This window comes from Micromonospora sp. NPDC047467 (assembly GCF_040643095.1).
Classification (GTDB): domain Bacteria; phylum Actinomycetota; class Actinomycetes; order Mycobacteriales; family Micromonosporaceae; genus Micromonospora.
Window position 1 is genome coordinate 1 of the sequence record NZ_JBEYTO010000017.1, and the last position, 15,795, is coordinate 15,795.

Here is a 15,795-nt window from a genome sequence, read left to right on the forward strand (position 1 = left end):
TTTTTGTTTTTTGTTTTTTTTTTTTCTTTTTTTTTCCATTATTTTCCTTTTGACTAGAATTTGCCTCACCAACACCTTACACCGCGTCTTTGTGGCGGTCCGCGCTCGTCTTCAATCACCGATCGTCCGGGCGGCCGGCACGGTTCCCGCCCTCCGCGCCGACAAACGCGATCCGGAGGAGCGCAGGCCAGCCTCCTAGGACGCCCAAGGCGGTGTGTGCGGAGTGACGACTGGCGGGCAGCGAACGGCCCGCGCCCCTGGTCGGGCGCGGGCCGGCGGCTCGGGGTGTCCTACTTGGACGGCTCGGGCAGCTTGCAGTCGACCTTGGGGTTGGCGCCGATGTAGTTCAACGGCCCGGCCACGATGGTGACCAGGATGGTGCCGGCCTCGGCGCAGTTGGTGTCGTCTCCGCTGTAGTAGCCCCGCTGGCCCGCGGCGACCGCGCCGATCACCAACCAGATCACGACGATGACTCCGAGTATCGAGGTGCCGCGCATCGCTGCCTCCTGAAGGAATGTGGTGGATCTGAGGTGTACGCGTTGTACCCAATCGGGTCGCGCGGCTAACGGTGGTCGCCCACGACCCCGCCGGCTCATCCGTCCGGCCGATGCCATCGGCCCGTCGGTACCGCACCGGCATCGGCCGCCCGCACCGCGTACCGGTGCCCGGCTATCGGATCGACGACGGACCTCGCCGTCGCACGGGTCGCTGGACGTAGAACTGCGTCACGGCCTTGCCCAGGAGGACTCATGGACGCCCCGATACCGCCCCTGTACATCGACTGCCCGGAGGACGTCGCGGTCGCCGCCCGCGCGTTGGCCGGCGGCGCGGTCGTCGCGGCGGCGTTCGCCAACTTCTACGCCATCGTCACCCGCCCGGACGCCGCCACGGTGCGCCGGGTCAACCTGGCGAAGGGCCGCCCGATCAACCAGGTCGGCAGCGTCACCACCGGCGTCGGGCGGATTCCGGCGATGTTCGACTGGTCGCGGATCTCGCCCCGGTTGCCGGTGGGCCGGGTGCGGGCCCTGATGGACGCCCTCTACGGCGCCGGGCCGTTCGGCTTCCGGGGCCCGGCCACCGACGGGCTGCCCGAGCACCTGACCCAGGTCGACTGCGGTCTGCGCACCACCCAGGTCATCGCGCCCGGACTGACCTGCCCGTCGAACGCCTTCTTCGAGAGGGCGCTCGCCGAGACCGGCTCCGATCACCTCTACATCACCTCAGCGAACCGGTCCCGGCACCGCACCGGCGCGACCGACGAGCCGGCGCACTGGAAGTCCGGGGCCCTCGCCGCCGACTTCGCCGACCTCGACGACCTGGTGGTCCTCGTGCACCGCGACGAGGCGGCGGCCCGTGCCGCCTACCCCGGCTACCTCACCACCTCGGTGACCCTGCTCTCCTTCCACGCACCGGAGGGCGAGCTGGAGGAGCCGCCGGTGCTCACCGTGGACCGGCACGGCTCGCTGCACCTGGACGACGTACGCCGGGCCGCGGCGCCGCTCGGCCTGCAGGTGCGCCTCGGCGGTGCCGCCGGGCAGCGGCTGCGGGTCCGGGGGTACGCGGGGGCGCTGGTGTGAGGGGGACCGCCCGGCTCAGTGCGGTGGGACCGGCACCTCGGGTGGTCTGCCCCGACTGCGGCGATAGTCGGCGTAGGCGACGAAGGCCAGCACCAGCATGGCGCCGAGCGAGGCGAAGAACGGTGGCAGGAACAGCGCCGGCGACGCGATGGTCAGCAGCGCCAGGATGCCGCCCGGCCGGGACAGCGACACCCGGCTGAACACCTCGTACTCGAAGGCGGACCGGCCGGCCAGGAACAGCGCCGGGCCGCCGAGGATCACCGTCAGCCAGGCCGGTGGCGTACGGCCGGGGTGTTCGCGCAGCAGCAGCTCGAACCCGGAGGCGGTGGCCACCACTCCGGCGATCATCAGCAGATGGGTGTACGGCGCGCTGACCAGGAACCTGCTTGGTGACCGGGCCGTCTGGATGGCCACCGGCAGCAGCTGGCCGGACTTGTGGACGTAGATCCGCCACAGCAGCAGGGTGGTCCCGAACGCCACCGCGAACGCCCCGATGTTCACCGCCTCGGAGTGCGCCAGGCTGAACATGGTGCCGATGGTCAGGATGGCGTTGCCGAGGGCGATGATGAAGAACTGCTGGTACCGCTCGGAGAGATGCTCGGCGGTGACGTTGCGCTGCGCCTCCGGCACCACTCCGAGGCCCGGCACCGGGTACGCGAGCCGGAAGCCGACGTAGTCGATGGCGAGCGCGAGAGCCCAGCAGGCCAGCCGGGCATCACCACTGACGAACGCGCCGACGAGCCAGGGAATCGCCGACACCGCGAACCAGGTGAAGATCCGCGCCGCCCGGCGCTGGAACTGCGGGTCGTGACGCACGGTCGGCATCAGGAACAGCCCGCGCCCGAGGTGGATCGCCACGTAGGCGCCGGCGAAGACGAGACCCCGGGCGCCGAACGCCTCCGGGATCGCGGTCGTCATCAGCAGCGCGCCGAACATCACCGCGCTGATCAGCAGCTTGATCTCGGTTCGTTCCGGGTCGTACAGGTCGGTGACCAGAGTGGTGATCGCCCACGTCCACCAGACGGCGGCCAGCAGAATCAGCGCCTCGCCGGCCCGGTGCCAGTCGAGCCGCTCGACCAACTCGCGGGAGATGAGAGCGAGCGCGACCACGTACACCAGGTCGAAGAAGAGTTCGAGCAGCGTCACCCGGCGAGAGGCCTCCGGGTCGCGTGCCCGCACCCGGGCCTCGCGGGGCCCGGGCTCCGACGCGGAGTGGGGCACTGTCGCTCCTGCGGTGCCGGTCGACTCGGCGGACCATCCGGTCCACGTCGACCGACGCTAGCGAGCAGACGGCCGCGCTGCCCGGACTCGTCCGGTTTCCCCCCGAACGAGGGTGATCCCTCCGGCCTCCTGGACGTCCGGACGGCGCACTGTCCACGGTCGTGCGGCCGAGCCGATCACGGGCAGCGTGCGGTTGCCCGCCCGAACGGGCCGAGCCCCCGGCCGGCCGTCCCGTGGGAACGGCCGCCAGGGGCTCGATGTCACCGTCAGCCCTGGTCGCCGCCGGGCAGCACCGCGACCGCCTCGTCCGCGGCACCCGCCAGCACCCGCGCCTGCTGGGGCCAGGTCGCCAGGCTGGGCGCGGCCCGCAGGCCGGCGGCCCGGATCAGGTCCCGCAGCGCCGCCTCGTCCAGCTCGGCGAGCTGGCCGTACGTGCGGACTCCGGCGGACTGCAACGCCGCCGCCATCTTCGGCCCGACCCCCTGGATCCGGCGGAAGTCGTCGGCCGGGCCGGCGTCCGTGGCATCCGGTGCGCTGTCGGCGACCGAAGGCGCCAGCGGCGTGGCGGCCGGCCGGACCGGCGGCGTGGCCCGCGCCGGCTCGGCGTCGTCGGCGTCCGCCGACGTCGCGCCCGCCGCAACCGCAGCCGTCGTCTCGGCCGGGATGACCTCGGTGTACGCGACCTCGGCCTGCGGGGCGTCGGCCTGGGTGACCTCGGCCTGGGTGACCTCGGCCTGCGGGGCGTCGGCCGGCGTGACCTCGGCCGGCGTGACCTCGGTCTGCGGGGCGTCGGTTTGCGTGGCGTCGGCCTGGGTGGCGTCGGCTGGCGTGACCTCCACCGGCGTGACGTCGGCCTGGGTGGCCTCGGCCGGCGGGGCGTCGGTGTGCGGGATGTCGTCCGCCGGCTCGCGGGGAGCGACGATGGTCGCCGGGGCGGGCTGCTTCTCGGTCGCGGCAGGCTCCGGCTCGGGGCGCACGTCCGCCACGTCCGTGGCCGTCGCGGCCGGGACGGGCGGCGGGGCGTCGGTCAGGGCCATGTCGCCCAGGTCGACGGTGTTCGGGGTGTCCGCCGGGGCGGGATCGTCCGACGTGGTCACCGCGGCCGGAGCGCTGACCGTGTCGACCGGGGCCGGCTCGTCGACGAGCGCTACCGGGGCGGGGTCGACGGTCGCCGCCGGCCGGGCCTCGTCGGTGGTGGCCGGCGCCACCGGAGTGGCCACCCTGGCCAGGCCGGCGACCGGGTCACCGTCCACGATCGACGGACCCTGCCCGCTGGCCCGTGCGTCCTGCCGGCCGCGCAGCAACCACCCTGCGGCCAGGCCCAGCACCAGTGCCAGTACCACTATCAGCGAGTGTCCGATAGACCACTCCACGGCGAACCTCCCTCTCCTGTCGTCGGAAAAGTCACGAGAAAAACTCGCCGCAGCTTCGCACATGCGCTGTGACGACGACAGGAGGGATCGGTCGGGGAGGGTGTGGGTGGGACGAGCACCTCGCGGGGTGCGTGACAGGTGACGCAGCGTCGCGCCGGGACGCCCTCGCGCGGCAACCGACCCGGGCGCGGGGACGCCGTGCCCGGGTCGGTGGCGGCGGGGTTCAGTCCTGGTCGCCCTCGTAGGTGTGGAAGTCGTCGACGAACCGGCGACGCAGGCGCGGGACCCGGCTGGTCACTCCGAAGTAGCCGCGTGCGCCGAGCAGCGCGAGCCGACCCACCACCGGCCGGTACATCCGGTCGTCGCCGTTGGTGCCGCTGCGGTTGAGCGACTCGGTGACCCGCGCGAAGCCGTACGGCACCATCGCTGCCTCGTAGTCGGCCACGGCCTGCACCAGCGTCTTGTCGCCGTCGACGGCGCGGGTGAGCTGCTGGCAGAGCAGGCGGGCGTCGCGCAGCGCGGTGTTCGCGCCCACCCCGCGTCCCGGTGTCATGGTGTGGATGGCGTCGCCGAGCAGCGTGACAGTGGTGCTCTTCCAGGGCGGCACCGGCACGGAGGTGGCCACCCTGATCGGCAGGGCGCTGCCCGGATCGGCGCGACTGAGCAGTTCCCGCAGGTGCGGATGCCAGTTCGGGGTGAGGTCCAGGGCGAGCCCGATCAGGGCGTCACCCCGTAACTGCATGACATCGGCGGGAAAACGGCGGGCGGTGCTCCAGATGATCAGGTTGATGTTGTCGGTCGTGGTGTCGTGGGCCAGGCCGGGCCAGCCGCGCAGCAGAGCGGCGTCGGCGTCACCGACGCCAGGTTTGATCGCCCGGTCGGCGCCCCACTTGAACTCCATGACGTGCAGGACGCCCATCATTCCGCCGGTGCCGAAGATCAGCGAGATGCCCTGACGGACCCGCTCCGGAACGAGGTCGCGGGTGTGCGGGGTCAGCGGAATCCTCGTGGCGATGTTGACGGTGCCGGCGTCCCGGATGACCGCGTGCGGCAGGTACTGCCGGCGTACCGCCGAATGTGTGCCGTCGGCGGCCACCAGCAGGTCGCCGGTGGCGTTGGTGCCGTCGGCGAAGTACGCGGTGACGGTGCCGTCGTCGCGCTGCTCGTACCGGACGAAGGTCTTGTCGAAGTGCACCACGTCGGTCAGGCCGGTCAGCAGGACCTGGCGCATCGTCATCCGGGCCACCGAGTGCTCGGTGTGCACCGGGTCGGCATCCGGTCGCAGCGCGAACGAGGCGGTTTCGCTCAGCTTCTGGGTGACCACGTTGAAGTAGCGCGGCGGCCGGGCGCAGGTGGCCAGGAAGGTGGCGAACAACTCCGGGGGAAGGCACTCGCGCAGCGCCCGGCTACCGGTCGGGCCGATGCCCACCCGGTAGCCGAGCAGCCCTTCGGTGCGGTGGTGGTGCCGTTCGTAGACGGCGACGCTGATCCCGGCGCGGCGCAGGCCGTGCGCCAGGCACAGCCCGCCGGTGCCGGCACCGATGATCAGGACGTGGGGCGTCGTGGCGGACACGTCAGCCGGCCGGGTGCGCCGCGGTCGCGTCGACCGCGTCCCATCGGTAGAAGCAGGCGGCGATCGCGTCCTGTGGGGAGCGCCAGGTCGACAGGTACGGCGACGTGTGCGCGGCGAGCCGCTCGTTGACCTGCCGGAAGAGCGGATGGTTGCGGGCGGCGGCGAGCGCGTCCGGGTCGACGTCCGAGGTCTCGATCAGGTGCACGTACAGGTCGTGCAGGCTGTAGAGGGATCGGTGGACGACACCGGTGAGACCCGGCAACTCGGTCGCGTCGGACTCGGCGAAGATCTGCGCGACCCGACCCTCCGCGCCCGGGACGATCCGGCTGACGATCAGCAGACGACTCATGGAACCCCTTCCGCCGGTGGCCGCTTCCGGCCCTCGGGCCGGCGGTCACGTGCTCGTTTCGCCCACCGTCGCGCAGGGTGTGTCACCTCGCCGTCACGTGCGCCGGCCCGCCGGTGACGGCCGGCCGGAGACCTCCCGGCCGGTGCCCACCGGGCGGGAGGCCGCGCGGATCGGGGCGAGCGTGTCGTCGAGCAGGGCGCTCATCGCCGGGCTGGGCTCCAGCCGCAGCTCGCGGCGCAGCAGGTCGCGGTAGACGTAGAAGGCGTGCACGGCCTCGAAGGCGTTGCCCTCGGCGAGATGGATGCGGACCACCAGCCGGTGTGGCGTTTCGCGGAGCGGCTCGGCGGCCATCGCCTCCAGCGCGGCCTGCAACGCCTCGCCGTGCCGGCCCGCGACGAGGTGCTGCGCGGCCACCTGCTCCAGCATGTGCAGGCGCAGTTGACGCAGTCGCTCGCGTTCCAGCAGCACCCAGTCGTCGTACCAGCCGGGCAGCAGGTCGTGGCGGCCGGCGGCGAGCGCCCCGGCGGTGGTCCGCACGTCGTCGCCGTCGCGGACCCGGGCGGCCGTGCCGACCAGCTCGTCGACGTCCAATCGGACCGTCGGGTGCAGCCGGACCGTGTCGCCGGCGATGGTCATCGGGCAGCACGGGTCCTGTCGCAGCCGCCACAGCGCGGTGCGCAGCGACGACAGCGCCCTCTCCTCCGACGCGTCGGGCCAGAGCAGCCCGGCCAACTGGCTGCGAGGGGCGCCGGGGCGCAGCCCGATCAGCGCCATCACGCGCTGCAGACCGCGCGGCACGACGACCGGTGTGGTGTCGCGCAGGAGCCGGAAGCCGCCGAGCAGGTGCAGCGAGACGTCGGCGGCTTGAGGACCTCCGGCGGTCGGCATGGACGGATCAGCGGTCACGGCGGCACCCCCTGCGGAACGCTCGTCCCGACTGTCTGCTGTGTCCCGGATGGTTGCCCGTGACGCCGCTGTCGACCCCTGCGGTGGGGCGCGACCACGGCCACCCGGGCGCGGCGCCGCCCGCCGGAGCCGCCGGGCTGACCGCGGTGAAGATTATCAATCGCGGTCACGGTGAGTCAACGGCGGCGTCAGCCTTCTGTCGATAGGCAGGCAACCGTGAGATCGGTTCTGAACTGCTCAAACATTGATCGAGGGGCAGCGTGCACATAGCTGACTCACAGGTTGAATCAACGCAGCGTCACCATCCGGCGTCGCTGGCCGGTCGGTCGCGGTGACGCCGTCGTGACGAGGGCTGCCGCATCGTGTCGGCAGTCGTCCAGCGCGCCCGGGGGCTCACCCGCCGGCCGGACGCCGTGGGGGGAGGCCCAGCCATGGACCGATCGTTGATTGTCGCGAAGGTCGTCCCGACCGCCGAGGAACGGGTGGCCGAGATCTTCGCCGAGTCGGACGCGACGGAGTTGCCGCGCCTGGTCGGCGTCCGGCACCGCTCGCTGTACCGACTGCACGACCTCTACGTGCACCTGCTCGAAACCGAGCAACCGGCGCAGGGGGCCGTGGAGGCCGTCCGGGACCACCCCGAGTTCGTACGGGTCAGCGATCGGCTCCGGCCGTACGTCTCGCCGTACCTGCCGACCTGGCGTTCGCCGCGCGACGCGATGGCGCAGTGCTTCTACCGGTTCGACGCCGCGGACGCCGGGCGGCGCTCGTGACCGCCACCGCGCCTCGGGAGGAGCAGCTGTGGTCCCGCTGCGCCGGTTGCGCGAGCCTGCTCTACCGCAAGCGGCTGCGGCGCAACCTGGACGTCTGCCCGGAGTGCGGGAAGCACGCCCGGCTCGGCGCCCCGGAACGGTTGCGGCAGCTCGTGGACCCGGGGTCGCTGTGCCTCCTGCCCGACCTGCTGCCCGAGGTGGACCCGATCGACTTCGTCGACGTGCTGCCGTACCCGCACCGGCTCACCGCCGCGCGGGCCGGCACCGGCCTGCCCGAGGCGGTCGTCTGCGGCACCGCCACCATCGGCGGGCACCCGGCGGCCCTGGCGGTGATGGACTTCCGCTTCCTCGGGGGCAGCCTGGGCTGCGCGGTGGGCGAAATGATCACCCGGACCGCCGAGCGGGCGCTGGACGACCGCATCCCCCTCATCCTCGTCACCGCGTCCGGCGGGGCGCGGATGCAGGAGGGCGCGCTGTCGCTGATGCAGATGGCCACCGTCAGCCAGGCCATCGCCGCGCTGCGCGAGGCGGGTCTGCTCACGGTCAGCGTGCTCACCGACCCGACCTACGGTGGGGTGGCGGCGTCGTTCGCCACCAACACCGATCTGGTGCTGGCCGAGAGCGGTGCCCGGATGGGCTTCGCCGGCCCTCGGGTGATCCGCCAGGTCACCGGCCGGGCGCTGCCCGAGGGGTTCCAGACCGCCGACTTCCTGCTGCGCCACGGCCAGGTGGACATGGTGGTGCAGCGCCGTTCACTGCGCGGCCGACTGGCGGCGCTGCTCGCCGCCGCCGCTCCCGGTGGCCGCCCGGCCCGTCCGCCCGTACCCCGGCAGGAGCCGGCGTCGTACCGCGAGCGCCTGACCGGCGGCGGCCCGGTGGTGGACGCGACGCGCGGGGCGCCCGTCGACGGCAGCCCGCAGCCGGCGGGACGGGACGCGTGGGACACCGTGCGGATCGCCCGTCACCCGGGCCGACCGACCACACTGGACTATCTCGACTCCGTCTTCGACGGGTTCGTGGAGCTGCACGGCGACCGCCTCGGCGGGGACTGCCCGGCCGTCGTCGGCGGCGTGGCCCGGCTGGCCGACCGGCACGTGATGGTGATCGGCCACCAGAAGGGCCACACCACCGCAGAGTTGGTGGCCCGCAACTTCGGCATGGCCAGCCCGGCCGGGCACCGCAAGGCGCTGCGGTTGATGCGCCTCGCCGCCCGGCTCGGCCTGCCGGTGGTCACCCTCGTCGACACGCCCGGCGCCGACCCGGGCGTCAGTGCCGAGGAGCACGGCCAGGCGGCGGCGATCGCGGAGAACATCCTCGCCCTCACCGTGCTGCCCACCCCCGTGCTCGCGGTGATCACCGGGGAGGGTGGCAGCGGCGGCGCGCTGGCCCTGGCGGTCGCCGACCGGGTGCTGATGCTCCAGCACGCCGTCTACTCGGTGATCAGCCCGGAGGGCTGCGCGGCCATCCTCTGGCCGGACCGACCCGCGGCGCCGCAGGCCGCCCGCGCGCTCCGGCTGACCGCGCCCGAGCTGTGCCGCCTCGGCGTGGTCGACGAGATCGTGCCGGAGCCGGCGACGGCGGCGCACGACGACCCGGCGGAGACGGCCCAGCGGCTGCGCGCCGCGTTGCTGACCAACCTGCTGCCGCTGCTGGACGTGCCGCCCGCGATCCTGGTCCGCCAGCGCAGGCAGCGGTTCCGTCGGTTCGGCGCGGCCCGCGCCGGCACCCGGGCGGGTGCCCGGTGACCGCCGGACCGGGCGCCGACGTCGCCGCGACCGACAGCCTCGTCGGCCTCGACGACCGGCTCGGCGGGCACGACGAACCCCGTCGCGACACCCACCCGCCGCGCGACCCGAGCCCCGTCGCCACGACGTCGAACGGCGGCGTCCGCCTCGACGGGCGCCGCCCGAAGGACGAGCCCGGATCCGCCGACGACGCGGTGGACGGCGAGGAGGTGCTCGCCGGGCTGCGCCGGCAGGCACGGCACCTGATCGCCGAGTTGGCCGGGCCGGTGCGCCGCATCCAGTTGCGCAGCGGGCCGACGGTGCTGGAGGTGGAGTGGCACCCCGGCGAGGCGGCGGCACGGCCGGACGTACCCCCGGATCCGCCGCCGAGTGGGACGGCTCCCACCCCGCCGGTGTCGCTGATCCGGCCGCCGGTTCCCGGGCGTACGGCCGTCCGGGCACCCATCGTCGGCACCTTCTACCGGGCGCCGGAACCCGGCGCCGGACCATTCGTCGCGGTGGGCGACCTGGTCCGTCCGGGACAACCGGTCGCCATCGTCGAGGCGATGAAACTGATGAACGAGGTGACCGCCGACCGTGCCGGTCGGGTGGTCGCGATCCTCGTCGAGGACGGTCAGCCGGTGGAGTACGACCAGCCGCTGGTCGAACTGGATCCGGCCTGACGGCGCGGGTGAATGACCATGTTCGAGACCGTGCTGATCGCCAACCGGGGCGAGATCGCGCTACGGGTGCTGCGGGCCTGCCGCGAACTCGGCGTCCGGACGGCGGTCGTCTACTCCGCCGCCGACGCGGACTCGGCGGCAGTTCGCCTCGCCGACCAGGCCGTCCGGATCGGCCCGGCGTCGAGCCGCCGCAGCTATCTCAACGCCGCCGCCATCGTGGAGGCGGCCCGGCAGGTGGGCGCGCAGGCCGTGCACCCCGGGTACGGCTTCCTCTCCGAGGACGCCGACTTCGCCGAGATCTGCGCGGACAACGGGTTGATCTTCATCGGCCCGCCGTCCGCGGTGATGGCGGCGCTGGCCGACAAGTCGTCCGCGCGAGCCCTGATGAGCAGGGCCGGCCTGCCGCTGCCGCCGGGCAGTGTCGCGCCGGTGCCGACCGCCGCCGCGGCGGCCGAGGTGGCCGACGCGATCGGCTACCCGGTGATCGTGAAGGCCGCCGCCGGAGGTGGCGGCCGGGGGATGACCGTGGTGCACGCCCCGAGGGAGCTGGCCCGGGCGTACGCGCGGACCCGCGCCGCCGCGCAGGCCGCCTTCGGCGACGACCGGGTGTACGTCGAGCGGTACCTCACCACGGCCCGGCACGTCGAGGTGCAGGTGCTCTGTGACTCGCACGGCAACGGTGTGCACCTGGGCACCCGGGACTGCTCGGTGCAGCGCCGGCACCAGAAACTCGTCGAGGAGGCACCCGCCCCGACGCTGCCCGCCGCCACCCTCGACACCATCGCCCGGACGGCGCTGCGCGGTGCGCTGGAGGTCGGTTTCGTGGGCGCCGGAACGCTGGAGTTCCTGGTCGACGCGGAGGAGGCGTTCCACTTCCTGGAGATCAACTGCCGGATTCAGGTGGAGCACCCGGTCACCGAGATGATCACCGGGATCGACCTGGTGCACGAGCAGTTGCACATCGCCGCCGGGGTGCCGTTGCGCTGGCGGCAGGAGGAGATCCGGCTGCACGGCGTCGCCGTGGAGTGCCGGGTCAACACCGAGGACCCCGACCGCGACTTCGCACCCACCCCCGGCCGGCTGGAACGGTTCACCCCGCCCGGCGGCCCGTTCACCAGAGTGGACACCCACGCCCGCGCCGGCTACCTGGTCGGCCCCTGGTACGACTCCCTGCTGGCCAAGGTGGTGGTCTGGGCGCCCGACCGGGAGTTGGCGCTCAACCGGCTGGAGCGCGCCCTGGAGGAGTTCGACATCGCCGGGCCGGGCGTGCACACCACCATCCCGTTCGTCCGGCGGGTGCTCGACGACGCCGCGTTCCGCAAGGGCCGCTACACCACCGGCCTGGTCGACCGCCTGCTCGCCACACCACCTCCGACGCCCGCGCAGCGGTCGACGGCCACCACCGCAGCCCGCACCGCGACCGCCGCGGAGCCCGACGTACCCCACAGGAGGACCCGATGACCGTCACCCATGGTCGCCCGATGACCGCCGAGATCACCGACATCCTGGTGGCGCACTGCGGGCTGGACGCGGACGCCGCGGCCCGCGCGCCCGCCGCGTCGCTGGAGGAGTTGGGCATGGACTCGCTCGCCCTGCTGGAACTCTCCGCGGTCGTCGCCGACCGGTGGCAGGTGAGCATCCCGGAGCAGGCCGGGCAGCTGAGCATCCCGGCGGTGGCCGACCTGGTGGCCCGCCGCGCCGACCCGCCCGGGCACACCGAGAACTCCATCGTCATCGACGCGCCGCTGCCTGTGGTCTGGGAGGTCACCAACGACGTGGCGAACTGGACCGAACTGTTCACCGAGTACGCCGTGGTGGAGATCCTGCAGCGCGACGGGCACACGGTGCGGTTCCGGCTCACCATGTACCCGGACGAGAACGGCGTGTCCTGGAGTTGGGTCAGTGAACGAACCGCGGACCCGGTGAGCCGGCAGGTCCGGGCGTACCGGGTCGAGACCGGGCCGTTCGAGTACATGCGGATCCACTGGCGCTACACCGAGGAGGCCGGCGGCACCCGGATGGCCTGGACGCAGGACTTCGCGATGAAGCCGACCGCGCCGGTCGACAACGCGGCGATGACCGAGCGGATCAACACCAACAGCGTCATCCAACTCACGGTGATCAAGGACCGGGTGGAGCGGATCGCCCGGCACCGCGCCGAGCAGAGCGACCCCACCGACCGCGACGAGCCGACGGAGGCCGGCGATGAGTGACCTGAGCACCCGGCCGATCGCCGCCCAGGACGTACCCGCCGACCGTCGGCGCGGCGGTGAGCTGCGGGTGCTGCTCGGCCCTCGCACCGTCGGCAGCACGTCGGGCTTCCTCGGGGTGGCGACGCTCGCGCCGGGGGAGCGGATCGCCGAGCACTACCACCCGTACAGCGAGGAGTTCCTGTACGTGGCGCGCGGCGCGATCACCGTGGACCTGGACGACCAGCCCACGTTGCTGGCCGCCGGTGAGGCGCTGTTCGTGCCGGTCAACGTGCGACACCGGCTGCGCAACACCGGCGTCGAACCGGCCGAGGTGGTCTTCCACCTGGGCCCGCTGGCGCCCCGCCCCGAGTTGGGGCACGTCGACACCGAGCTGGTCGAGGCACCGTGAGCGGGCGTCGCACGGTGGTGACGGGCGTCGGGGTGGTCGCCCCCGGCGGGGCCAGCCGGGAACGCTTCTGGAAGACCATCACCGAGGGGCGTACGGCCACCCGGCGGATCAGCTTCTTCGACCCGTCGGCGTTCCGCTCGCAGATCGCCGCCGAGTGCGACTTCGACCCGGTCGCCGCCGGGCTGACCGACGCCGAGCGACGCCGGGCCAACCGGTACGTGCAGTTCGCGCTGGCCTGCTCGGCGGAGGCGGTCGCCGACGCCGGCCTGGTGCTCACCGACGCCGAGCGGGACCGCGCCGGGGTGGTGCTCGGCACCGCCGTGGGCGGCACGATGGCCCTGGAACAGGAGTACGTCCGGGTCAGCGAGCACGGTCGACGCTGGCTGGTCGACGCGGCGCTCGGTGGCCCGTACCTCTATCAGGCGTTGGTGCCCAGCAGCCTGGCCGCCGACGTGGCCTGCCGGCACGGGCTGCACGGCCCGGCGCAGGTCGTCTCCACCGGCTGCACCTCCGGCATCGACGCCATCGGCTACGCCCATCAGATGATCGTGGACGGCGAGGCCGACGTGGTGCTCGCCGGGGCCGCCGACTCGCCGATCTCGCCGGTCACCGTCGCCTCGTTCGACGCGATCAAGGCGACCAGCCCGGACAATGACGACCCGGCGCACGCCTCCCGCCCGTTCGACGCCGACCGGCACGGGTTCGTGCTGGCCGAGGGCGCGGCGGTGCTGGTGCTGGAGGAGGCCGGGCACGCCCGGCGGCGCGGCGCCCACGTCTACTGCGAGGTCGCCGGCTACGCCAGCCGTAGCAACGGCTACCACATGACAGGGCTGCGCCCGGACGGGCTGGAGATGGGCCTGGCGGTCACCGACGCGCTCCGGCAGGGCCGGATCGCCCCCGAGCAGGTCTCCTACATCAGCGCGCACGGCTCCGGCACCCGGCAGAACGACAGGCACGAGACGGCCGCGTTCAAGCGGGCGCTGGGCCAGGCCGCCTACCGGGTGCCGATCAGCTCGATCAAGTCGATGGTGGGGCACTCGCTCGGCGCGATCGGGTCGATCGAGATGGCGGCCTGCGCCCTCGCCATCGAGTTCGGCGTGGTGCCGCCAACAGCGAACTGGAGCACCCGCGACCCCGAGTGCGACCTGGACTACGTGCCGAACGAGGCGCGGGAGGTCCCGGTGGACGTGGCCCTGTCGGTGGGCAGCGGGTTCGGCGGGTTCCAGTCGGCGATGGTGTTCCGCCGCCTGACCGGAGCGGTGGCGTGACCGCCCGAGCGGTGGTGACCGGCATCGGGGTGGTCGCGCCCAGCGGCATCGGCGCGGACGCGCACTGGCGTACGGTCCTCGCTGGCACCCGCCGGACCGGGCCGATCACCCTGTTCGACCCGTCCGGCTACCCGACCCGCCACGGCGGGGAGGTGCCGGGCTTCGCCGCCGACTCGTACGCCGACAGCCGACAGTTGGTGCAGACCGACAGGTGGACGCACCTCGGGTTCGCCGCCACCCGGCTGGCGTTGGCCGACGCCGGTCTGCCCGACCGTGCACCCGACCCGTACGGCTACGCGGTGACCCTGGCCAGCTCGTCCGGCGGCAACCTGTTCGGCCAGCGGGAGCTGCAACGGCTCTGGGGCGGTACGTCGCGCACCGTCGGCGCGTACCAGTCGATCGCCTGGTTCTATGCCGCGAGCGTCGGGCAGCTCTCCATCCACCACCAGTTCAAGGGCCCGAGTGGGGTGCTGGTCGCGGAAGCCGCCGGTGGGTTGGACAGCCTCGCGCACGCCGCCCGGGCGGTGCGCCGGGGCACCCCGGTGGTGATCGCCGGGGCGACCGAGTGCCCGCTGAGCCCGTACGCGCTGGCCTGTCAGCTGCGCTCCGGGCTGCTCAGCGACGTCGCCGACCCGGCGCGGGCGTACCGGCCGTTCGACGCCACGGCCAGCGGTTACCTGCCGGCCGAGGGCGGCGCGGTGTTCGTGGTGGAGGAGTTGGGGCACGCGCTGTCGCGGGGCGCCCGGGTCTACGGCGAGGTGAGCGGTTGGGGCTCCACCCACGACGCCGCGCACACCACGGCGGACAGCGCCGGCGATCCGGCCCAGTACGCCCGCGCGATGCGGCTGGCCCTGGACCGGGCCGGCGTCGCGGCGGCCGGGATCGACGTGGTGCTGCCCGACGCCCTCGGCGTGCCCCGCTACGACCGCAGCGAGGCCGAGGCGCTGCGTGCGGTGTTCGCGGACCGGCCGCCCCCGGTGACCACGCAGAAGCCGCTCACCGGGCGGGCGCACCAGGGCGGGTCGGCGTTGGACGTGGCCACCGCGTTGCTCGCCTTCGCGCACGACACACTGCCCGCGTCCGCCGGCCCGGACGAGGTGGCCGCCGGGTGCGAGCTGGACTTCCTGCGGGAGCACCGCCGGCCGCGTGGTCGGCTCGCGCTGGTCTGCGCGCGGGGCTTCGACGGGTTCAACAGCGCGCTGGTCCTGCGGGGGGCCGCGCCGACGACGGGAGGAACGTCATGAGCGAGCAGCGGGCGCGGGTGGTTTTTCTGGTGCGGGTGCCGGTGCCGCGCACCGAGGCGTTCCTGGCCGCGTACGAGGAGGTCCGGCATCTGGTGGCCGGTGGTGTGCCGGGGCATCTGGTCGACCAGGTCTGCCGCTCGTCGACGGACCCGGAGCAGTGGCTGATCACCAGCGAGTGGGCGAGTCTCGCCGACTTCGAGAACTGGGAGCGCAGCCCCGAGCATCGGGACCTGGTGCGCCCGATGCGGGAGTGCTTCACCGACGCCCGCTCGCTGCGCTTTCACATCCACGCCCAGACGCCGGCCCTGGCCTGAGGGTCCGCACGCCGCCGAGTCGATCGCGCTCGATCCATGATGTAGTGGCCTCGCCCTCGGGTGGAGGCCACTACTTCGTGGTACGAGCCGGATCGGTACGACCGCGACGCCATCGGCCATCCGGCTCAGGGCGCGCGACGTCTGTACGAGGCGTCATTCACCGATCACACTGTGTCGGCACATCCGCCCGAT

16 protein-coding genes and 1 pseudogene are annotated in these 15,795 nt (G+C 73.3%); 11 read left to right on the plus strand and 6 right to left on the minus strand.

Going from position 1 to position 15,795, the window contains the following annotated elements; all coding sequences use genetic code 11:
- Window positions 1–199 (plus strand): hypothetical protein (locus ABZ780_RS30345; RefSeq protein ID WP_357488231.1); only part of this gene is annotated, 199 nt, incomplete at its 5' end.
- Between the two features lie 91 nt (window positions 200–290).
- On the opposite strand, the gene ABZ780_RS30350 is transcribed toward ABZ780_RS30345, so the two are convergent.
- Window positions 291–497 (minus strand): hypothetical protein, encoded by a 207-nt coding sequence (locus ABZ780_RS30350; RefSeq protein WP_306271566.1) that lies wholly within the window; start codon window positions 495–497, stop codon window positions 291–293.
- A gap of 252 nt (window positions 498–749) precedes the next feature.
- Here ABZ780_RS30350 and ABZ780_RS30355 point away from each other — a divergent pair, with 252 nt between their 5' ends.
- The gene (locus ABZ780_RS30355; protein WP_357000644.1) at window positions 750–1,577 is read left to right on the plus strand and encodes a hypothetical protein; all 828 of its coding nucleotides are present in this window, start codon (window positions 750–752) and stop codon (window positions 1,575–1,577) included.
- A gap of 15 nt (window positions 1,578–1,592) precedes the next feature.
- Here ABZ780_RS30355 and ABZ780_RS30360 read toward each other — a convergent pair whose 3' ends face one another.
- The 5 genes and pseudogenes from ABZ780_RS30360 to ABZ780_RS30380 form a co-directional block, all read right to left on the minus strand.
- Window positions 1,593–2,798, minus strand: a complete 1,206-nt coding sequence (locus tag ABZ780_RS30360) for a low temperature requirement protein A (RefSeq protein WP_357488232.1) — start codon at window positions 2,796–2,798, stop codon at window positions 1,593–1,595.
- 266 nt (window positions 2,799–3,064) lie between these two features.
- Window positions 3,065–3,382 (minus strand): annotated as a pseudogene (locus ABZ780_RS30365) (helix-hairpin-helix domain-containing protein); the annotation flags it as partial.
- 1,012 nt (window positions 3,383–4,394) lie between these two features.
- Window positions 4,395–5,744 carry an NAD(P)/FAD-dependent oxidoreductase gene (locus ABZ780_RS30370; RefSeq protein ID WP_357488233.1) on the minus strand — a complete coding sequence of 450 codons (1,350 nt, stop codon included), beginning with the start codon at window positions 5,742–5,744 and terminating at the stop codon, window positions 4,395–4,397.
- A 1-nt stretch (window position 5,745) separates the two neighbouring features.
- Complete coding sequence (locus tag ABZ780_RS30375) at window positions 5,746–6,093, minus strand: TcmI family type II polyketide cyclase (RefSeq protein WP_357488234.1); 348 nt, start codon at window positions 6,091–6,093, stop codon at window positions 5,746–5,748.
- 93 nt (window positions 6,094–6,186) lie between these two features.
- Window positions 6,187–6,999, minus strand: coding sequence for a BTAD domain-containing putative transcriptional regulator (locus ABZ780_RS30380; protein WP_357488235.1), 813 nt, complete (start codon window positions 6,997–6,999; stop codon window positions 6,187–6,189).
- 431 nt (window positions 7,000–7,430) lie between these two features.
- Between ABZ780_RS30380 and ABZ780_RS30385 the strand changes: the two genes are divergently transcribed.
- The 9 genes from ABZ780_RS30385 to ABZ780_RS30425 are packed head-to-tail and all read left to right on the plus strand — an operon-like array spanning window position 7,431 to window position 15,603.
- A complete protein-coding gene (locus tag ABZ780_RS30385) occupies window positions 7,431–7,769 on the plus strand; it encodes a TcmI family type II polyketide cyclase (RefSeq protein ID WP_357488236.1) in 339 nt (112 codons plus the stop codon).
- Complete coding sequence (locus ABZ780_RS30390) at window positions 7,766–9,514, plus strand: acetyl-CoA carboxylase carboxyltransferase subunit alpha (protein ID WP_357488237.1); 1,749 nt, start codon at window positions 7,766–7,768, stop codon at window positions 9,512–9,514. Before ABZ780_RS30385 ends, ABZ780_RS30390 begins: the two co-directional genes overlap by 4 nt.
- Window positions 9,511–10,176: a biotin/lipoyl-containing protein gene (locus ABZ780_RS30395; RefSeq protein ID WP_357488238.1), complete on the plus strand. Its 666-nt coding sequence runs from the start codon at window positions 9,511–9,513 to the stop codon at window positions 10,174–10,176. The genes ABZ780_RS30390 and ABZ780_RS30395 overlap by 4 nt, the downstream gene beginning before the upstream one ends.
- Window positions 10,177–10,194: 18 nt before the next feature.
- A complete protein-coding gene (locus tag ABZ780_RS30400; protein ID WP_357488276.1) occupies window positions 10,195–11,637 on the plus strand; it encodes an acetyl-CoA carboxylase biotin carboxylase subunit in 1,443 nt (480 codons plus the stop codon).
- A complete protein-coding gene (locus ABZ780_RS30405; RefSeq protein WP_357488239.1) occupies window positions 11,634–12,389 on the plus strand; it encodes an SRPBCC family protein in 756 nt (251 codons plus the stop codon). Before ABZ780_RS30400 ends, ABZ780_RS30405 begins: the two co-directional genes overlap by 4 nt.
- A complete protein-coding gene (locus ABZ780_RS30410; protein WP_357000665.1) occupies window positions 12,382–12,777 on the plus strand; it encodes a cupin domain-containing protein in 396 nt (131 codons plus the stop codon). Before ABZ780_RS30405 ends, ABZ780_RS30410 begins: the two co-directional genes overlap by 8 nt.
- On the plus strand, window positions 12,774–14,045 hold the full coding sequence (locus ABZ780_RS30415; protein ID WP_357488240.1) for a beta-ketoacyl-[acyl-carrier-protein] synthase family protein: 1,272 nt from the start codon (window positions 12,774–12,776) through the stop codon (window positions 14,043–14,045). The genes ABZ780_RS30410 and ABZ780_RS30415 overlap by 4 nt, the downstream gene beginning before the upstream one ends.
- Complete coding sequence (locus tag ABZ780_RS30420; protein WP_357488241.1) at window positions 14,042–15,289, plus strand: beta-ketoacyl synthase N-terminal-like domain-containing protein; 1,248 nt, start codon at window positions 14,042–14,044, stop codon at window positions 15,287–15,289. The genes ABZ780_RS30415 and ABZ780_RS30420 overlap by 4 nt, the downstream gene beginning before the upstream one ends.
- Window positions 15,286–15,603, plus strand: a complete 318-nt coding sequence (locus ABZ780_RS30425) for an antibiotic biosynthesis monooxygenase family protein (protein ID WP_357000675.1) — start codon at window positions 15,286–15,288, stop codon at window positions 15,601–15,603. The genes ABZ780_RS30420 and ABZ780_RS30425 overlap by 4 nt, the downstream gene beginning before the upstream one ends.
- Window positions 15,604–15,795: the final 192 nt, after the last annotated feature.